The sequence below is a fragment of the Rhizobium sp. Root1220 genome, assembly GCF_001426265.1.
Taxonomy (GTDB): Bacteria; Pseudomonadota; Alphaproteobacteria; order Rhizobiales; family Rhizobiaceae; genus Rhizobium.
The window spans coordinates 44,652-61,664 of record NZ_LMDG01000013.1; the positions used below are offsets into that span (position 1 = coordinate 44,652).

Genomic DNA, 17,013 nt, shown 5'->3' on the forward strand with positions numbered 1-17,013 from the left:
GGAGCTTGACCGCGGAAGCGCCGTTGACAGTTACCGAAGCGCGGTCACCGAGGAGACGCACCGCCAGACGCGTGCCGTCCTGGCACGTGTAGTCGCTGACGCTGCACCGAGCCACCGGATGATCGCGTCCAGGCCTGGCCGGAGTTGCTTCTTCAATTCTGCTGTTAGCTCAGCTTCGATACCGCAGGCCTGACCGATCGTGGTCCAGTCGATATGACCATTCAGGATCGGAGGGGACTTTCGATAGATGATCAAGCTAGTTAGATAGGGCCGAATATTCTCCAGTACTCGTTTGGAGGCGGTCGGTGCGATGCGCCGTGCGCAGAATTCTGAGATTTTTCGCTGAAAATGATGTGATGAAAGATCGTTTTTGGTCATGCTTATTCCGTTTCTCTCGGCACCAATGCTGAGGGCGAGCGGAAATAGGGGGCACCCTTTAAAAAAATGTGTGTAGGTGGGTGCCTATCGGTCGCGGCTGCTCGAAGAGTGGCTGCGGATCGTTGCGCTGAGCAATGGATAGGCTTGCAATAACTCATTTTCGGCAATAATCATGAGTGATAGAAAGGCTAGCTATAACTCATGAAATGGAACTGGCAGAACGCCGATTGGCCAAACTTCAGGTACGACGGTGCAAGCCTGGTGCCATTGGAGCAGAAATTCCTGCAGTCCGCCGGCGAGGTTATCGGTGCTGTTCGGCATTTCAACGAGGACGACAGCAGCCAGCTTCGCATTGAATTGCTGAGCGACGAAGCGATCAAGACCTCGGAGATTGAGGGGGAGTTTCTTGACCGCGCAAGCGTCCAATCATCACTCCGCCGGCAGTTCGGGCTCAATAGCGATGATCGACAGATCCGTCCCCAAGAACGGGGGATCGCCGAGATGATGGCGGATGTCTACCGAACCTGGCAGGGGCCGCTGCATCATGAGAAACTATTCCACTGGCACTCAATGCTCATGGCCGGAAATCGATATATTGAAACGGTTGGTGCTTACCGCAAGCATGAAGACGCCATGCAGATTGTGTCAGGTCGATTTGATAAACCTACAATCCATTTCGAGGCTCCCCGATCTCGCCAAGTTACAGCTGAGATGGAGACCTTTATCGCATGGTTCAATCGATCTGGACCAACCGACCAAACTCCACTTCAACCTCTAACTCGTGCAGCGGTTGGCCATCTCTACTTTGAAAGCATACATCCATTTGAGGATGGGAATGGCCGAATCGGGCGCGCGCTCGCTGAGAAATCACTGGCGCAAAACATAGGACAACCAAGTCTCATATCACTCGCCTTCACAATCGAGAAAAACCGAAAGGCCTATTATTCCGAGCTTGAGCGCCACCAGCGCACACTCGATATCACAGATTGGATCATTTTCTTCTCGGAAACTATCCTGCAGGCTCAACGGGCGACGCTTGAGCGCATAGATTTCTTCATTCAGAAAGCAAAGTTCTACGACCGTTTTCGGGGTCAGCTTAACGAGCGGCAGGAAAAGGTCGTCGCGCGCATTTTCAGGGAAGGCGCGGCAGGCTTCAAGGGGGGCCTAAGTGCAGAAAACTACATCGCGATCACAGACACTTCCCGCGCCACAGCGACACGCGATCTACAGCAGCTCGTGGAGATCGGTGCACTTACGCGTACGGGTGAACGTCGGCATACCCGCTACTCGCTGTCATTACAGAAATAAATTGTTGCCAGTTTAATGATTCCACCGAGGTCACTATCTAGGTGAACTGAACCGTACCGAGTTTGCCGGAGACCCCAACTCGTGAGAAGTAGGGTCTATGACAAGCAAGACGACAAACAAGTTTTCTCCTGAAGTCCGCGCCCGCGCCGTTCGAATGGTGGTCGAGCATGAAGCGGAGCATCCTTCGCGATGGGCGGCTGTGTCTTCCATAGCCGCAAAGATCGGTTGCTCGGCGCATACGCTCAATGAATGGGTGAAGAAGGCCGAGGTGGACAGCGGCAAGCCTGCGGGTTTGCCGAGTGACGTCGCGGAGAAGATGAAAGCTCTGGAGCGGGAGAACCGCGAACTTCGTCAGGCCAACGAGATTTTGCGCAAAGCCTCTGCGTATTTTGCGATGGCGGAGCTCGACCGCCCACTGAAGCGATGATTTCCTTCATCGATGCACACCGCTCGGTGCTCGGGGTCGAGCCGATCTGCAGACTGCTGCCGATTGCCCCGTCCACCTATTATGAAGTCATCGCCAAGCGCACGGACGTGGACCGTTTGTCGGCCCGCGCCCGACGCGACATTGCCATGAAGGTCGAGATACGCCGGGTGTTCAACGAGAACTTCCAGGTCTATGGCGTGCGCAAGGTCTGGCGACAGTTGCTACGGGAGGGTTACGACATCGCCCGCTGCACTGTCGCTCGGCTTATGAGGGCAATGGGACTGCAGGGCATCATTCGCGGCAAACCGATCCGCACGACGATCAGCGACAAGACCGCGCCATGTCCGCTCGACCGGGTAAACCGGCAGTTCTTCGCGCCCGCGCCGAACATGCTCTGGCTTTCTGATTTCACCTATGTGGCGACCTGGCAGGGTTTCGTCTACGTGGCTTTTGTGATCGACGCCTTCGCTCGCCGCATCGTCGGTTGGCGGGCAAGCCGGACTGCCCATGCGGGCTTTGTGCTCGATGCCCTCGATCAGGCACTTCATGATCGGCGGCCCGTCCACCGTGGCGGACTGGTCCATCATTCCGACCGCGGCTCGCAATATGTGTCCATTCGCTATTCTGAGCGGTTGGCGGAGGCAGGCATCGGGCCGTCTGTCGGAAGCGTTGGCGACAGTTACGACAACGCTCTCGCCGAAACGATCAACGGTCTTTACAAGGCCGAGGTCATCCATCGACGTGGGCCGTGGCGCAACTTCGAGGCCGTGGAGTTCGCCACGCTGGAATGGGTAGATTGGTTCAACAACAGGCGTCTTCTTGAGCCCATCGGAAACATTCCACCTGCCGAGGCCGAAGAACGATATTACGCCATGCTGGACGCGCCAGCCATGGCGGCATAACTTAAACCAAACGGTCTCCGGAAACTCGGGGCGGTTCATATTGCGCTTCACCGCGGTCGAGCAACACAAGCTCTGACGCTCGGTCACCGGATTAGCAAGTTCTTTAAAGTTACGCCTCTTTTTATGAAACGGCTTGTCGAACCAGGCACGTCAGCACGACCCGATAATCCCTTTGTTTTAACGGATCAGGTCCTGAGCGTGAAGCCTAAGCCTCCTCTGCGGAGGCGGCCGTTTCCCTTTTTTGGGGGAGATAGGCTTGTGTGATCACAGCTTCGTTATCCACACCGACTGCCCGCCCGCCGGGCCCGCCGTGGATAGGGACTCTGGGAACAGGCATCTCGATGCCGTTCTCTCTGAGCAGCTCCCGCACGAGAAGGTAAACTTGCCCTTAATGCCGAAGACGCCACCGGGCCGGGTCGTAGCCTTGATGAGAGCAATGACGTGCGAGCAACTCGAAACCATCGAGCATCCGCGCGTTGACGGCGCGTTCGGGGTAGTCGCCACGGGGTGTCCATCCAACCACGCAACCGCAGTTTCCGCAGCGATGGAAGGCAACGTTCTGACCGCAGTTTCCGCAGCGATGGAAGGCAACGTTCTTTTGACGCATCGAGCATCCGCGCGTTGACGGCGCGTTCGGGGTAGTCGCCACGGGGTGTCCATCCAACCACGCAACCGCAGTTTCCGCAGCGATGGAAGGCAACGTTCTTTTGACCCCACGCATAGACGTCGGTGTCGCCGACAAACGAGGCATCTGCAACCGGGTAGTAGGACCACAGTGCGGCGTAGCGGCGGCAGATCGTGCAGTGGCACTCGGTTACGGCGGAGGGAGCATAGGCAACCAAAATCGCAACCTTGCCGCAGTGGCAACTCCCCTTCGCAGCTAACTTCATGTCAGGCCTCCGAGTATCACGTGTCCTCCGTCTTGTGCCACGATTACGAAGCGGAAGTCACAACGTGAAACGGACCGCATCGACCGCGGAAAAAAATCCTAAAGTTCGGTAATGCCTGACGTGGTCGCGCGGTATCGGGACATCAGCCTGTTCTCTATGCTAAAAATCAACAGGTCTGTGGTTCGGATCCGTTCAAGGCGTGGGAGCAGCTTAAACGATTTAGGGCGCGATCCCGCGGCATGCCCATGCGATACTCACATACGATCTTGGGCCGTCGGTTTGCCCCGCCTCGTAGGCATCCCGTACTGCTGCAGCCGTCCGATCGCGCTCGGACGGCTGCAGCGAGGCGATATAATGCCCGAGCGGCCCTTCTCCCGCAGCAATCGGTACCCAGAAGTCGTCGAAATTCTTATACTCCATCCGAACCAACAGCTCGGTTTCGGTAACCTGCAGAAGACCCTGCTCGACAAATGCATGTTTCAGCTCGCCGGGCTGGGTCATTGGTTGGAAGCAGTAACGGGTGCGAAGCTGACGGCCGTGCTCGCTGAGCAATGCCACTGCATCAACGACCATACGCATTCCAGGCATGCCGCCATAATGATCCCACACGGCTGCAGCGACAACGCCACCCGGACGGACGACCCGGCGCATCTCGGCGATTGCTTTGCCTGCCTCTGGGATGAAGTGCAGTACCAGTAGCGCCAACGCCCGGTCGAATCCGCTATTCTCAAAGGGAAGATTGCATGCGTCTGCCTGGCTGGCTTTTATGCGCGAATCTGAATTGAGCCGTTTTACTTCGTCGATGAAGATTTCGGCGAAGTCGATTGCGACGATCTCATGGAGGCGGGCATGCTGGGCCAATTCGAAGGTCAGGCTGCCTGTTCCGCAGCCAACGTCCAGGATTTTCTCCCTATCGGAAAGTCCAGCGAACGCGATGAACTTAGGCGCAAGCACTTTGCTCCATCGCCCCATGAGCTGCTCGTATCCATCGGCCCTCTGAATGCTGAAGCTTGACGCCATCGCAGCTCTCCGTTCCAGAAGAAGTATAATCCGTTTGCTCTGTGGACCAAGGCAATTCACGGTGGTCGCTCGAAGGCCGCATCAGGTCAAACGTCGGCTTCCTTGTCTGGGGTGGGGCGATGGTCACCGTCGGCGTAATGATCATGACGCGGCACCATGGCTGAGATGCTGCGTGAACTCCGCACTGCGTTGATCTGGGCCGGGTTTGGCCTTGGCCTTGTCTTCGCGACGCGACCCGTGTGGTCGTTCCTTTTGTTCGGCTTCAACCCCACGCTCGACGACCTGCTTTCACTGCGCTGCTTCGGCCTTTAATCATGGAGCGTCGGTCGAGCGAGCGAAGCTAGACGCAGTCGACGGAGCTGACGATGAGCGTACAAAACGAACGAGCCAGCCTCGCCGCCCAACACCGTGCCCCCGCCATGTCGTCTGCGATTGCAGTCTTGTCGGCCTTGTCAGTTGACCATCGCAGTGCTTGATCCATGTTCTACAGCTTTAGCCCGATTCAGGCAATTTCATAAAGGAAGTCGCAAACGAGGTCGGCCAGGACACCTCAAATAGTCGGTCGTTTCAACCGCGGCAGCCTCCACGTCAACCCCGTCCACTGCGATCAGATCGAACTTAATGGTCAGTTCCGGATCGTCGGCGAACTCATCGATTGGTAATGGGCGAAGCTTACATCGCCCGCAAGGAGAAGATCGAAATGCCGGATCGCTTCGTGTGCCTTCTCGGCGAGAAAGGCAAAGTGCTTCTGACCTTCTTCACCGCGCAATGAGCGGGTCCCCGAAGTTCGACCTGGAGCCGGAGCGAACGCCCTATCAAGGGCGGCGGACACCGGACTCCGGAAAGAAGCGGGGGATTTCGATCTGGGCGACCGTCGGCCTCGCCCTATTCCTCGTAATGATTGGCCTTCTTGTGTCTGACACCTGGCGATCGACACCGAGCAGTTCCGGCACGAACGCTCCGCAAGTCCACAACCAGTAAGTGGGTGCGTCGGAGCGTTCGCACGAGGATCCGGTCTCTAAGCAATCAAGAAATAAAGATGGCAATTAACGACGACGACATTCAAAAGGTATGCTCGATGAGATCGGGTTCTGCATGCTGACGACACAGACGGGCGACGTTCTAGATGCCAGACCGATGTCGGGATATGCGGACCGGATCGAAATGCCATCTACTTCCTCACCGGCGTCGAGAGCCACAAGGACGAGGAGATCGCGCTTCCCAAAACCGCCGAGGCTCTAGTCTTTCTCGGATGAAAGTTCTCTGCTAGCTGCCAACCTTAGTGAAGCGTCACGGCTGGCGTAAATATTCGAGTTAAGAGGTCTCTCACCCACTGCAATGTCCGGTGTTGGCGTAAACGCGTGACCTGCTGATGACAGCTGTCGGCCCACAGCGGCAAATGATCACCTCAGCGCGACAGTTTCAGCTCCGTCCACCATCGCGACGGCGAGCAACAGCAGACGGATCGAGATCGCCATCTCCAGGTGGCCCGATGCCGTGTCTCCCCATCCATACTTCCCAAGGCCGATAAGTTTACAGTCCGGTTTACCCTGTCGCGTCCGCGAGTTTGAACATAAGGGTGGTGACAAGCTTGAGCGGGTCGGGCTCTGCAGATGGGTCGTTTTCGTAGAATTCGACCCGCGAGGAGAACCGATCTCCATCAGGCAAGGACCGCATGTCCCATTCCAAGCCTACTTGCTTTGCCCATCCCACCAGCACGGCGGTGACGTCCATGAGGTCGTCATAGGGGCCGGTGTAGGTTGTTGTGGCATATCGCCCGGCCGGTAGCACGCCGCATAACAGCGTCCCGGACGCCGAACCGGACATTCCTGTGACAATGCCAATCTCGATTTCGAGATGCGGCATAGCTATGCGATTGTATTTGATGAAGGGAAGACCGGTCGTGCTTTCACCGCGATCAGAGAGCGTGGCGAAGAGCTCATCATAAGCAGGTCCGACGATCTCGCCGAACGGTATGGTGGCGTCTCGGCGAACAGCGACGTACCGCTGCTCCGGCCGCTGAATGATCTTTGGCAAAGTAAGCATGGTTTCCTCCCTTTGAAGTAAGACGGCCTTAAATCGCCCATTCCGACACTGTCGCGTACACGCATCAAGGATGACATCGGGTGCTTGGAGATTGCGGTCAGGATTTTTGCTGGACCACGGGGGTGGTCTTCACGCGTGGAGGGCAATGCCGTCGTGGCCCACATCGGGGAAGACGGCTTCGGCCCCAGACCCCACTCGATCCGGCCCGGCGCACGGCAGAGTCCGAACACGTTAGAAACTTGTGGGGATATACTTGGCAACTCCATGGTGCTGCCCGCCTTCGCGGGCGAGACCACTAACCACCGAACGGTGCTGCCGGATCGGATACAAGCCCACGATTGAGCGCGATTATACCCACTGCTATAGTCATCGTCGACCAAACGGCTATTTTTGAACGGCTTTGCTGGTGATCATCGAACCGCACTCGGTGTCCGCGTCGACACCCGATCCAACGTTCAATGCTGCCATGCGCTACGTCAATCCTTCGGCAAAGGCTCATGGATGCCGGATTGGACATTGAAGCGCTTGGCGGTCGTGCAGGCTTCGATGCGACGAAGGTAGGCCCGCGAGGAAACGCACAAGTCGATGACCTCCTCGTCATGCCACAAGACAACGTCGGTCTCTTTCGAGCAATTGCAGGAAGCCAATACCTTTGTCTCTGCGGACACAATCGCCGAATTCGCAGGCAAGTTCTTTCCAAGGCGGTTTGGGGTTCATAGCACTTTCAAGTCGGCACCGCCGACGCTTCCCCGGTCGCCTGCGGCCAACATGAGACAGATACGCCGACACCATTGCTGCCTTCCACACGATAAGTAACGAGGCAGGCTGGACGTCAAGGTCGGTTGGGTGAGTGCGTTAGTGTGTATGACCCCGTAAACGGCCGTTCGGGGGCTATTTACAGTAACGTACTTACGTCCTTTGTCGAGAAACCCGATAGTTTCCGCACACGGAGGGGAGCGCCCATGACAAGGGCTGGCGGGGGCCGCACACAGAATTCAGCAGGGGCTCAGCGCGGTCTGTGGCGGTTGATGCTGAAGCTTCCGGCGATGCGGGGTCGGCTGCAGATAATGGCTGCGAGATCCGATCGTTTCGACGATCTTTTCGAAGCCTATGACGAAGCCAGCTATACCTTGGAGGCCCTGCGACGGAAGACGGACGAAGATCAGGCGATGATCTTCGAATACGCGACGATCTGTTCTGAGATCGAGGGAGAGATCATATCTCATGTTCTTAATGACCGCTGACCTGTTCCGGATCGATCGCCTTCGGCGCTCCAATATTGATCATGCAGAGAAGACTGGAAGGAATGCGGAGTTCCGCTCGGTGAGGCTTTAGAGATCGCCGAATGCTCCATCACTAGTCTCACTGAGAGCTGCACCGCAATGAAATGGCACCTACCTTCGGCAATCCGATGCCTTTCGCAGCGCTTGAGTTGCGGCGCGGCCACAAGATCAGTGCGCGGGACAATTTCCTGCGCGCCTGCAACTACTACCGCAGCGCCGAGTTCTTCCTGCATGCCCATGCGGGCGACCCGCGCGTGAAGCGCGCGTTCAAACTGAGCACGGCCTGCTACCGGCAAGCCGCGCCTCTGTTCACCCCGCCGATCGAGCCTGTGGAAATCCCCTTCGAAGGCACGACACTGACCGGCTACTTCCACCACGCTGATACGGCCAGCGAGACTCGCAAGACGCTGTTGCTCAACAGCGGTTTCGACGGGTCGCCTGAGGAGATGCACTTATGGGCGCTCGCGCCGGGGTCGAGCGCGGCTACAACGTCCTGGTGTTCGACGGGCCGGGGCAATTTTCAGCCATTCACAAGCAGGGCCGCACTTCCGCCCTAATTGGGAGAGCGTCGTCACCCCGGTCGTCGACTACGCCCTGACCCGCAAGGAGGTCGATCCCAAGCGGATCGCGCTCCATTGCGAGAGCCTTGGCGGCTACATGTCGCCGCGCGCGGCCGCTTTCGAGCATCGTCTGGCTGCGTGCATCGCGGACGACGGGGTCTACGATCTTGGCGCCACCACGATCGGCATGCTTCCGCCCTAGATGCGCGAGACCGCCCGCACGGCCCTGGTCGCGTCGGCCGCGCCGGAACTGGACGCGGCACTGGACCACGCCATGAAGACCAACACCGTGGCGAAGTGGTACTTCACCCACGGCATGTATGCCTACGGCTGCGATACGCCGCGCGCCCATATGGCGGCCTGCATGGACTACCACCTGCGTGACGGCATCGCTGAGCAAATTCGCGGCCCGACCCTGGTCTACGAGGCGGAGAAGGACCTGTTCTTCCAAGGACAAGCCCAGCAGTTGTACGACCACCTGACCTGCCCCAAGACGCTGATCCGGTTCACTGATGCTGAAGGAGCGGGTGCCCACTGAGAAGTTGGTGCCAGCCGTCTGGCTTATGCGCGCATTTATGACTGGCTGGACGAGACTTTGGCGGCTGTGGAGTGAGCATAGGCGGCCGGTTGCGCCACCGGTTCAACCGGCTGCTGCCTGCCGCGACAGCGTCCAAAAGCGCAACGCGGACGTCGGCATCAGCAAGGCGTTTGGAGCCGACTGGAAAGCCACGAACATAGCCGCGTGTAGTAACGTCGTCCTGAACGAGCGTGTCGACGTCTTCACCCAGGGGAACGGTCGCCAGATTATCCAACCGGTGATGAGGGCGATTACTATCGAGAGTGGTATGGCCAGTTTGTGGCGCGACTACTTCAGTCTGCCGATTTCGACCGGCAACTCGCCGCGACCAAGCGCTGACCCCGGAGCCAAGAAAACGCGCTGTTCCTGAGCGGTGGTCTTCGTCGCCGTTGTTATCGCTGTCAAAAAAAATATTTTTGACCGACTCTTGAAACCAAATTGACGACCACCAAAATCGATTGTCACGGTCGCTCATCGAGGACCGGATGAACCAAAGGCGATCCCTTCGCCTTCATGTCCATGTTGCTTCAAAGGAGGATATGGTTATGGCAACAGCTTACGACTACGCACCCCTGTTTCGCTCAAGCGTCGGCTTCGATCGGGTCTTCAACCTGCTGGAAAACGCCCAGCGCGCCCGCTCCATCAGTGACTGGCCGCCCTATGATATCGTCAAGACGGGCGATGACAGCTACCGTATTTCGGTGGCGGTCGCAGGCTTCTCGCAGGACGATCTCGATCTCACCTTCCAGTCGAACCTTTTGACGATCACCGGAAAGAGAAGCGAGGCTAAGGCGGACGGATATCTGCATCGCGGCATCGCTGGCCGGCCGTTCGAGCACCGCTTCGAACTTGCCGATCATGTGCGGGTGACGGGTGCCGACCTTCAAAATGGCCTGCTCTCGATCGACCTCGTGCGGGAAATCCCCGAAGCGATGAAGCCACGCAAGATCGAGATAGGCACGGCGAGGTCTTTGGGCGAGAACAGTAGCAATCCAGTTCAGGTTGAAGCCTCGAGGGCCGCGTAAACCTTCACGTCCGGGGCGCCGAAAAGGTCGGCGCCCCTCCATTTCAACAATCGGGCTTGAAACGGAGAGACATCATGAAACCCGATACGTTCAAAACACCAGTGACCGTTCTGATCGGCCTCGGTATTCCGACGCCGGTAAAATCGGTATTACACGCTTACCAGCTTCTCATGGACTGGCCGGCTGCCAGTCGTGACGGGGCGCACGCTGTTGCCGCCAACGCTTGTCTCACGGCCTTGAACGGTCTTGTGGAAGCCGAAACCGCGCGCGGCCTGTTCGTCGCCTTTGCCGAACGGCACGACGTTCTTGCCCCCGATCTGGATATGCTGGTGGCAACCTGCGGCAGATCCAGCAGCGATCCTCATATCCACTGACATGATGAGAGTGAGATCATTGAACGCGGACGTCGAGGTGAACAAAGGGGTAGGCGGAGTCTTGATGCAGCAAAGGCCCAGGAGAGATGCCGTTGAACGAACGTGACGATGGAGCAGGAAGGGCGCCGACGAGCATATTGCTGATTTCCTCGACGTCGATAATGGACAGGCAGTTCCCGAAGACGGTCCTGTTCGATAAATTCTTCAGGATGGGTCTCCCGATCGGGATCGAGGCGATCAGCGTCCACTCATCCCCACACACAAGGGTAAGGGCTGGTCGCAGTGGGAGCACTGCGGACGGCACAGATTTCCCGTGCCTCTAAGAGGCCAGGACAGCGCCTGAATTGAGGGGCGGAAGCCCTCGATCTGAGCAACGGCCCCCTGCGCGTCGGGCAGCTGCACTGCAACAAAGACTGCTTTCTGTGCAACGATTTTGGCTATCTTCATTCCCATCGAAGCGATGCAACCCTCCCGCAGAGCTTCGGTTTCAGACGGCCCACTCCTCCTCCCGAGGGACCTCTGTCGGAACAGCGGCGCACCTCTCCCAGCCGTTGTTCGGTTATTTTCGGAAAGCCTGCCGCATCTCCTCCCGCGGCAGGCTTTTTCGTTTTCGGACGAGATTCATGGAGGGCTCAAACGTATGAAGGCTGGAAGACCGTGCGGCTCGGACCCATGGAGCGGCCACGCGTGTCAGGGAAGCTTGCCTAAGCATGGCAGAGGTTTTGTGCTGCCATGGACCACCCAGATACCGCCACAGATCCAGCCCGACAATTTCGACCGTATGGGGTCGGAATTTCTCCATCAGAGCTGCGTGCAAGGTATCTGCCGCCAATTTCGAGACCTTGTTCTGGATCGTGATGTGTGGCTGCCACTTCTGCATGTCCTGTCCGCCCAGCCACGGCATGAAGGCTCGCTTCAGTGTGGCGTAGATTTCCTGCAGCTCCGAGCTGACAATCGTGAACGCCACGCCGGCGCCCAGATGACGAAGGCCACTGACGTCGACTGTGATTGGGGTGTACCCGGCTGCAACCTCGACGAGATGCCCGCAAATCTGTGCGATTTTTCGCCGGGCAGACGGTGAAACATCGTCAGGTGGGCCGATAAGAAATTGCGATCGGGCGGAAATTGTGTTTGACGCAAAAAGTTGAACGGCTCGACATCGCGTTCCTGCACGCGTGCCGTCAAAATGAGCGGCTGAAGTGTTTTCACGGTCGCATAACTCTCTCCACGCTGCAGAAAACGGCCATGCGAAGAAGCCACCGCGACTGACGGACTTATTCGCCGCCTTCTACTTCAAGATCGCTCGATCCAATACGGCCGCTAGCGCTTCTGCCGTGAATGGTTTTGAAAGCTGTAGAGTGTTTTCGATCCCGGCTTGCGCCCCACCTATCGTATTGCCACTGGCAAATATGATCTGAACGTGCGGCCACCTTTCCCTGGCGGTCCGCGCGAGGTCCGATCCTGACATGCCGGGGAGGCCGATATCGGTGAGCAAAACATCGATGACTTCACTTTCAAGAATGCTCAATGCTTGCTCGCCCGAGGATGCCTCGTGCACCGTATGATTGAATTCCGTCAGCATGTCGACCGTGGCCATCAGAATAAGCGGTTCATCTTCGACGGCGAGGATTCGAAGCTGCCGGTTCGACACTCGCGTCGATGCGTCGGAGCCTTGCTTTGAAGCCAGACGCTCTGTCGCGAGTTTCTGTTGTGCCGCGTTGCCCAGAACATGACGGACCTTGCGGGCTAGTGCTTCGCGAGTGTAGGGCTTGGAAAGCAGTTCAACGCCCGCGTCCAGTCGCCCGCCATGGACGATCGAATTCTCCGTGTATCCGGACGTGAACAGGACTGCGATCGCGGGGTCAAGCGCTTTTGCTTTTCGCGCAAGCTCGGTACTGCGCATCGGCCCCGGCATGACAACATCGGTGAACAGAATATCAACGCGAACGCCGCTTTCGAGGATCGTAAATGCCGATTGGGCATCCCGGGCTTTCAGGACCTGATAGCCGAGATCGGTGAGAAGAGCGACCGACGTTTCACGCACGCCGTCATCGTCCTCGACCACCAGCACGGTTTCCGTGCCTCCCTTGATCGGCGCTGCTGTTGAATCGACAAGGCTGTCTTCGACTTCCATCGTTCTTGGAAGATAAAGTTTCATCGTCGTGCCGTGACCCACCTCGCTGTAGATCTTGAGATGGCCGCCCGATTGCTTCAGGAAGCCATACACCATGGAAAGGCCAAGACCGCTTCCTTTGCCCTCACTCTTGGTGGTGAAGAAAGGTTCGAGAACATGTTCGATCACATCCGGTGCAATGCCGGACCCGGTGTCAGTGACGGCGACCATCACATATTGTCCAGGTCGGACATCCTCGTGTGCTCGGGCGTACTCATCGTCAAGGACCGAGTTCGCTGTTTCAATCGTCAGCCGTCCGCGGCCGTCCATGGCATCCCGGGCGTTGATCGAGAGATTGAGGATCGCATTTTCAAGTTGACCCGGGTCGATCAACGTATTCCACAACCCACCGGAAATGACAGTCTCCAGTTCGATCTCCTCGCCAAGCGCTCGACGTAGCATGTCGTCCATGTTCTGGATCAGCTTGCGCACATTCAGCGCTTTCGGTTCGAGGGGTTGCCGGAGGCCGAACGCGAGCAACTGAGAAGCAAGCTTCGCCCCCCTGGCGACGCCGGCAAGTGCGTTCTGCACGCGGACTTCGGCACGCTCGTTGCCGGCAATGTCCTTAGCAAGGAGTTGCAGGTTACCGCTCACGACTTGCAGCAGATTGTTGAAGTCATGCGCCACGCCGCCGGTAAGCTTGCCCAGCGCCTCCATCTTCTGCGCCTGACGCAGAGCGAGTTGGGCAGCCTCACGCTCGGCAGACTCGTTCTCCAGCTGCAGCAGCGCTGTTCTCAGTTCTCTTGTTCGCTGGTCGACGCGCTGCTCCAGCGTATGGTTTAACGCCTGTAGCTGTTCTTCGGCCCGCTTCTGGTGCGTGACATCAAAGCCATCGACGAAGATGCCGCTGACTTCACCACCAGCATCAGCAATCGGCTGATAGATGAGGTTGACGAAACGCTCCTCGGGTTCCTCGTTTTCCGCCCGCTTGAGGTAGACAGGCAGGTTGCGTCCGACATACGCTTTGCCCGATCGAAATACGTCGTCGAGCAATTCGTAGAAGCCCTGACCCGCTAACTCCGGAAGCGCCTCTCTCACCGTCAGCCCGAGCAACTCCCGATGGCCCACAAGCTGGAGATAAGCGTCATTGACCAGCTCGAACATGTGCTGCGGGCCACGCAGGATGCACATAAAGCTCGGTGCCTGCTGGAACAGATCGTGCAGCCGGTCGCGTTCGGCGGTCCGTTGTTCGACCTCGGTAAGCAACTGCCGGTTCACCTGCTCGAGGGCAACGGCCGCAGCGTCGCGCATCTGCGCCGCCTGTGCCAGAACGGCTGCGCGTCGCCGCTCCATCTGGAAGGCTTGCGCGCTTGCAAGGCGCGAGGCGATCTGGCCACTGACCAGTTTCAAGAAGTCGAGGTAATCGCTCTCGATCCGTCGATGGGGATTGAGCCCGCTGACCAGCACCCCAATGGGCTGGTCAGCGCCTTGGCCGATCAGCGGTACGAGCGCTGCCTGGATGGGCGGCTTCGTCCACGCACCGGTGGGTAGGTCGTCATTGGAAGCCAAGTCGACAAACTCGGGCTCCTGGCTCGTTCGAACCGCGTCGAGATCCCACGAGCCATCTCCGGCAATGATCGTGCTCGGCGCCAGAGCATGGCTCTCCTCAATGCCATTTGTCCAGACAAGGCTCGCGCTACCATCGTCGTTAAAGAGGTAGAGCAGGCTGAAGGGAAGGTCCTTCGAGTTGTCGGCCAGAACAGCGCGGGACGCTTTATTGACTTCAGCAGTACTGTCCGATGTAGCAAGGGCGGAGCCTAGCTGCCGCAGCGTCCCCATACGCCGCTCACTAATGACCCGCTCCGTTTCCTCGGTCACCGCGCAGAAGACGCCTTGGACTTTACCGTCGTCACCGATCAGCGGGCTGTATGAGAAGGTATGATAGGTTTCCTCGGAATAACCGTCGCGCCGGAGCAAGAGCAGCAAGGCACGATCCCAGGTCGCCTGACCCGTTTCATAGACGGTTGCGAGGCGACCTTTGACGTCATCCCAGATTTCAGCCCACAAAACCTTGGTGGGGACTGCCAACGCATTGGGGTGCTTGCTTCCAAGTGTGGGGCGATAGGCGTCGTTATAGAAGAACTTGATGTCCGACCCCCAGCCCAGCCACATTTCGAAGCGGGAGGTCAAGAGCAAGCGAAGTGCCACTTTCAGGGATTGCGGCCAATGTTCGGGCGAACCGAGCCCCGCAGCATGCCAGTCGTGATCGCGCATCATCTGCGCCATCTCGCCGTCACCGATGAAAATATCCTGATACTGTTCTGAAGCTGGTGTGCTCATGCCAATCCCATCAAATCTCAGCGGACAGGAAATAGGCGGGCAACGCTCGTTGTCCAGTCTTTCATGCTTTCAAGATCTGTGTCGATGTGACGACAACCGGAACAAGCGATCGTAGCGGTCTTGGCGCTGCTGCCGCGGCTCAATTGACGGACGACGCTACGACCCGACACGTTTCTGGTTGCGGGCGCATTCTTGCTGTGGACGATCGGGAGGCAGCCTGCCTTGAGCCATGGATCTGATCGGTTCGGTCTGTAGGTGTTGTTACATCCGAAGAACAGCGGCCGCGATATTTAAACCAGTACAATCAAGACGAGCGTTGTTGCGCGAGAGAAAACTAAGCGTTGACATGCCGGGCGAAACCCCCTAGATATTGGTCATCGATCTTTTGCTTGCCGAGCTTTGTCTACCGCGCGATTGGCACCGCGCTTTAAGCGAACTTCCCTCTCAAAAATAGTCGGTTTCATCTGCGTGGCATTTGCTTCGCGGCTCCTCACTCTATGCTTTGAAAGGGTTCATCATGACCACTGGCACAGTAAAATGGTTCAATTCCACCAAGGGCTTCGGCTTCATCCAGCCTGACAACGGCGGCGCTGACGCCTTCGTTCATATTTCGGCCGTCGAGCGCGCAGGAATGCGCGAAATCGTCGAAGGCCAGAAGATTGGCTACGATCTCGAGCGTGACAACAAATCGGGCAAGATGTCCGCTTGTAACCTCCAGAACGCTTAATTCGATATCTGCTTCCCTTTGACCACGGATGTACTGGCACTGCCGGAAGCACGCTATCAAATCGAGGCCAGGCAGTTTGCCTGGCCTTTTTCGTTACGGCTTCAAGGCCCCGGAGGAATTCAATGACAGAGACATACAGTAAAGCTCGCCAGCAGGCAGAGGTCGCATTCGGCAATCTCCAGACGGAGTTTTTCGCCAAGAACAACGCGGTGGAAGAGCTCGAATCTGTCGCCCAGGCGCGCGATGCCAAGACTTTCAGGTTGCGAGAGGCGCGCCTCGCCAAGGAGCAAGACGACCGGGCGTCTGCGACATCAGCGCGCCTTGCCACACGCGCCAAGGCCAGTTGATCATCCCCATCTATGACAGGATCAGGATTTGAAAAACGCCAGAAACAACGAACTCACCACCGACGCTCCGCTGCTGCGGATGCCAAGGCATCTCTTCTCACTGCATACCGAGCTCCCAAGGTGGCTGCCGAGCCATCACAACTCGCCAGGCAGGCCGAGCGCATTTCGCTTGTTGAAGCTCGTGACGCCCGCCGTGCGGAACGCGAACGCCAGATTGAGGAGCGTACTCGACTTGAGACCTTTGCCGCTGAGCAGCAGACGAGGCCGGCCCGCAAGGCCGAACGAGATAGACGCTACGCCATCCGCAAGGCCAGGCAGGCTTAGCCTTCGGGCTTGCCCTGTCAAAGGTGGTACGGCGACACGACGGGCGTCATTCAATCATACCGGAACTTACTCACTTCATAGGAGCCGTTCATGGCGCCGGATACAAATGAGCTCCAGGCAATCAACACGTCCTGGCAAATTGCAATCCAGGAAATCCTGCGCATGATCATACGCGACATGTATCATGCCGGTGGTGAAGTAGCCTTCAATACCAACATAAAGCGGATCGAAGAAGCCGCTGTGGATAGCATCTACACAGATCTCAGGCTCCGCGGCACGGATGAATGGACAGAGGTGCTGGTGAAGGAACGAGCCAGCAACTTTGTGACGACGCTTCTGACGTCCTTTACTTACGACCGCGCCTGAGGCCGG

The 17,013-nt window shown here is 57.7% G+C and carries 15 protein-coding genes, 4 pseudogenes and 1 other annotated feature; of the genes and pseudogenes, 13 read left to right on the plus strand and 6 right to left on the minus strand.

The window, feature by feature from the left end; all coding sequences use genetic code 11:
* Window positions 1–102 precede the first annotated feature (102 nt).
* A pseudogene (locus ASC90_RS28780) lies at window positions 103–378 on the minus strand (hypothetical protein); the annotation flags it as partial.
* Window positions 379–579: 201 nt separating this feature from the next.
* On the opposite strand from ASC90_RS28780, the gene ASC90_RS12245 reads away from it, so the two are divergent.
* Complete coding sequence (locus ASC90_RS12245; protein ID WP_056540381.1) at window positions 580–1,686, plus strand: Fic family protein; 1,107 nt, start codon at window positions 580–582, stop codon at window positions 1,684–1,686.
* A 97-nt stretch (window positions 1,687–1,783) separates the two neighbouring features.
* A protein-coding gene (locus ASC90_RS12255; protein WP_156392909.1) for an IS3 family transposase occupies window positions 1,784–3,015 on the plus strand; the annotation gives its coding sequence in 2 pieces (ribosomal slippage) (window positions 1,784–2,075 and window positions 2,075–3,015; 1,233 coding nt in all).
* Window positions 2,068–2,184: a sequence feature (AL1L pseudoknot), on the plus strand. (Overlaps the previous gene by 117 nt.)
* 1,109 nt (window positions 3,016–4,124) lie before the next feature.
* On the opposite strand, the gene ASC90_RS12265 is transcribed toward ASC90_RS12255, so the two are convergent.
* The gene (locus ASC90_RS12265; protein ID WP_056540392.1) at window positions 4,125–4,925 is read right to left on the minus strand and encodes a class I SAM-dependent methyltransferase; all 801 of its coding nucleotides are present in this window, start codon (window positions 4,923–4,925) and stop codon (window positions 4,125–4,127) included.
* Window positions 4,926–5,081: 156 nt separating this feature from the next.
* Here ASC90_RS12265 and ASC90_RS29315 point away from each other — a divergent pair, with 156 nt between their 5' ends.
* The gene (locus ASC90_RS29315) at window positions 5,082–5,237 is read left to right on the plus strand and encodes a hypothetical protein (RefSeq protein ID WP_200950885.1); all 156 of its coding nucleotides are present in this window, start codon (window positions 5,082–5,084) and stop codon (window positions 5,235–5,237) included.
* Between the two features lie 759 nt (window positions 5,238–5,996).
* Window positions 5,997–6,142 (plus strand): annotated as a pseudogene (locus tag ASC90_RS30390) (pyridoxamine 5'-phosphate oxidase family protein); the annotation flags it as partial.
* Between the two features lie 328 nt (window positions 6,143–6,470).
* Here ASC90_RS30390 and ASC90_RS12275 read toward each other — a convergent pair.
* Together ASC90_RS12275 and ASC90_RS28785 are read right to left on the minus strand one after the other, a co-directional pair.
* Window positions 6,471–6,971 carry a GyrI-like domain-containing protein gene (locus ASC90_RS12275; RefSeq protein ID WP_056540399.1) on the minus strand — a complete coding sequence of 167 codons (501 nt, stop codon included), beginning with the start codon at window positions 6,969–6,971 and terminating at the stop codon, window positions 6,471–6,473.
* A gap of 231 nt (window positions 6,972–7,202) precedes the next feature.
* Window positions 7,203–7,516 (minus strand): annotated as a pseudogene (locus ASC90_RS28785) (aldehyde dehydrogenase family protein); the annotation flags it as partial.
* A 417-nt stretch (window positions 7,517–7,933) separates the two neighbouring features.
* On the opposite strand from ASC90_RS28785, the gene ASC90_RS12285 reads away from it, so the two are divergent.
* The 5 genes from ASC90_RS12285 (at window position 7,934) to ASC90_RS12310 (ending at window position 10,790) form a co-directional block, all read left to right on the plus strand.
* Window positions 7,934–8,215, plus strand: a complete 282-nt coding sequence (locus tag ASC90_RS12285; protein WP_056540405.1) for a hypothetical protein — start codon at window positions 7,934–7,936, stop codon at window positions 8,213–8,215.
* Window positions 8,216–8,358: 143 nt separating this feature from the next.
* Complete coding sequence (locus ASC90_RS29085) at window positions 8,359–8,811, plus strand: alpha/beta hydrolase (protein ID WP_056540409.1); 453 nt, start codon at window positions 8,359–8,361, stop codon at window positions 8,809–8,811.
* A gap of 205 nt (window positions 8,812–9,016) precedes the next feature.
* Window positions 9,017–9,352, plus strand: coding sequence for a hypothetical protein (locus tag ASC90_RS29090; protein ID WP_056540411.1), 336 nt, complete (start codon window positions 9,017–9,019; stop codon window positions 9,350–9,352).
* A 584-nt stretch (window positions 9,353–9,936) separates the two neighbouring features.
* Window positions 9,937–10,416, plus strand: coding sequence for an Hsp20 family protein (locus tag ASC90_RS12305; protein WP_056540417.1), 480 nt, complete (start codon window positions 9,937–9,939; stop codon window positions 10,414–10,416).
* A gap of 74 nt (window positions 10,417–10,490) precedes the next feature.
* Entirely contained in the window at window positions 10,491–10,790 is a 300-nt protein-coding gene (locus ASC90_RS12310) for a DUF982 domain-containing protein (RefSeq protein WP_056540418.1), read from the plus strand.
* A 559-nt stretch (window positions 10,791–11,349) separates the two neighbouring features.
* Here ASC90_RS12310 and ASC90_RS12320 read toward each other — a convergent pair.
* Window positions 11,350–11,916, minus strand: coding sequence for a 2'-5' RNA ligase family protein (locus tag ASC90_RS12320; RefSeq protein WP_348270869.1), 567 nt, complete (start codon window positions 11,914–11,916; stop codon window positions 11,350–11,352).
* Between the two features lie 162 nt (window positions 11,917–12,078).
* Window positions 12,079–15,189, minus strand: a complete 3,111-nt coding sequence (locus ASC90_RS12325; protein WP_056540575.1) for a response regulator — start codon at window positions 15,187–15,189, stop codon at window positions 12,079–12,081.
* Window positions 15,190–15,760: 571 nt separating this feature from the next.
* On the opposite strand from ASC90_RS12325, the gene ASC90_RS12330 reads away from it, so the two are divergent.
* The 4 genes and pseudogenes from ASC90_RS12330 (at window position 15,761) to ASC90_RS12345 (ending at window position 17,007) form a co-directional block, all read left to right on the plus strand.
* Complete coding sequence (locus ASC90_RS12330; RefSeq protein ID WP_056540424.1) at window positions 15,761–15,970, plus strand: cold-shock protein; 210 nt, start codon at window positions 15,761–15,763, stop codon at window positions 15,968–15,970.
* A 122-nt stretch (window positions 15,971–16,092) separates the two neighbouring features.
* Window positions 16,093–16,317, plus strand: a complete 225-nt coding sequence (locus tag ASC90_RS12335; protein WP_056540427.1) for a hypothetical protein — start codon at window positions 16,093–16,095, stop codon at window positions 16,315–16,317.
* A 28-nt stretch (window positions 16,318–16,345) separates the two neighbouring features.
* Window positions 16,346–16,641, plus strand: a pseudogene (locus ASC90_RS29840) (DUF6481 family protein).
* A gap of 90 nt (window positions 16,642–16,731) precedes the next feature.
* Window positions 16,732–17,007, plus strand: coding sequence for a hypothetical protein (locus tag ASC90_RS12345; RefSeq protein WP_056540436.1), 276 nt, complete (start codon window positions 16,732–16,734; stop codon window positions 17,005–17,007).
* Window positions 17,008–17,013: the final 6 nt, after the last annotated feature.

What these genes read in the sequence shown, in the direction of transcription:
- ASC90_RS12285 (WP_056540405.1), top strand. Translation starts at nt 7,934, where the DNA reads ATGACAAGGGCTGGCGGGGGCCGCACACAGAATTCAGCAGGGGCTCAG.
- ASC90_RS12330 (WP_056540424.1), top strand. Translation starts at nt 15,761, where the DNA reads ATGACCACTGGCACAGTAAAATGGTTCAATTCCACCAAGGGCTTCGGC.
- ASC90_RS12335 (WP_056540427.1), top strand. Translation starts at nt 16,093, where the DNA reads ATGACAGAGACATACAGTAAAGCTCGCCAGCAGGCAGAGGTCGCATTC.
- ASC90_RS12265 (WP_056540392.1), bottom strand. Translation starts at nt 4,925, where the DNA reads ATGGCGTCAAGCTTCAGCATTCAGAGGGCCGATGGATACGAGCAGCTC.
- ASC90_RS12310 (WP_056540418.1), top strand. Translation starts at nt 10,491, where the DNA reads ATGAAACCCGATACGTTCAAAACACCAGTGACCGTTCTGATCGGCCTC.
- ASC90_RS29090 (WP_056540411.1), top strand. Translation starts at nt 9,017, where the DNA reads ATGCGCGAGACCGCCCGCACGGCCCTGGTCGCGTCGGCCGCGCCGGAA.
- ASC90_RS29315 (WP_200950885.1), top strand. Translation starts at nt 5,082, where the DNA reads ATGGCTGAGATGCTGCGTGAACTCCGCACTGCGTTGATCTGGGCCGGG.
- ASC90_RS29085 (WP_056540409.1), top strand. Translation starts at nt 8,359, where the DNA reads ATGGCACCTACCTTCGGCAATCCGATGCCTTTCGCAGCGCTTGAGTTG.
- ASC90_RS12275 (WP_056540399.1), bottom strand. Translation starts at nt 6,971, where the DNA reads ATGCTTACTTTGCCAAAGATCATTCAGCGGCCGGAGCAGCGGTACGTC.
- ASC90_RS12305 (WP_056540417.1), top strand. Translation starts at nt 9,937, where the DNA reads ATGGCAACAGCTTACGACTACGCACCCCTGTTTCGCTCAAGCGTCGGC.
- ASC90_RS12325 (WP_056540575.1), bottom strand. Translation starts at nt 15,189, where the DNA reads ATGGCGCAGATGATGCGCGATCACGACTGGCATGCTGCGGGGCTCGGT.
- ASC90_RS12245 (WP_056540381.1), top strand. Translation starts at nt 580, where the DNA reads ATGAAATGGAACTGGCAGAACGCCGATTGGCCAAACTTCAGGTACGAC.
- ASC90_RS12345 (WP_056540436.1), top strand. Translation starts at nt 16,732, where the DNA reads ATGGCGCCGGATACAAATGAGCTCCAGGCAATCAACACGTCCTGGCAA.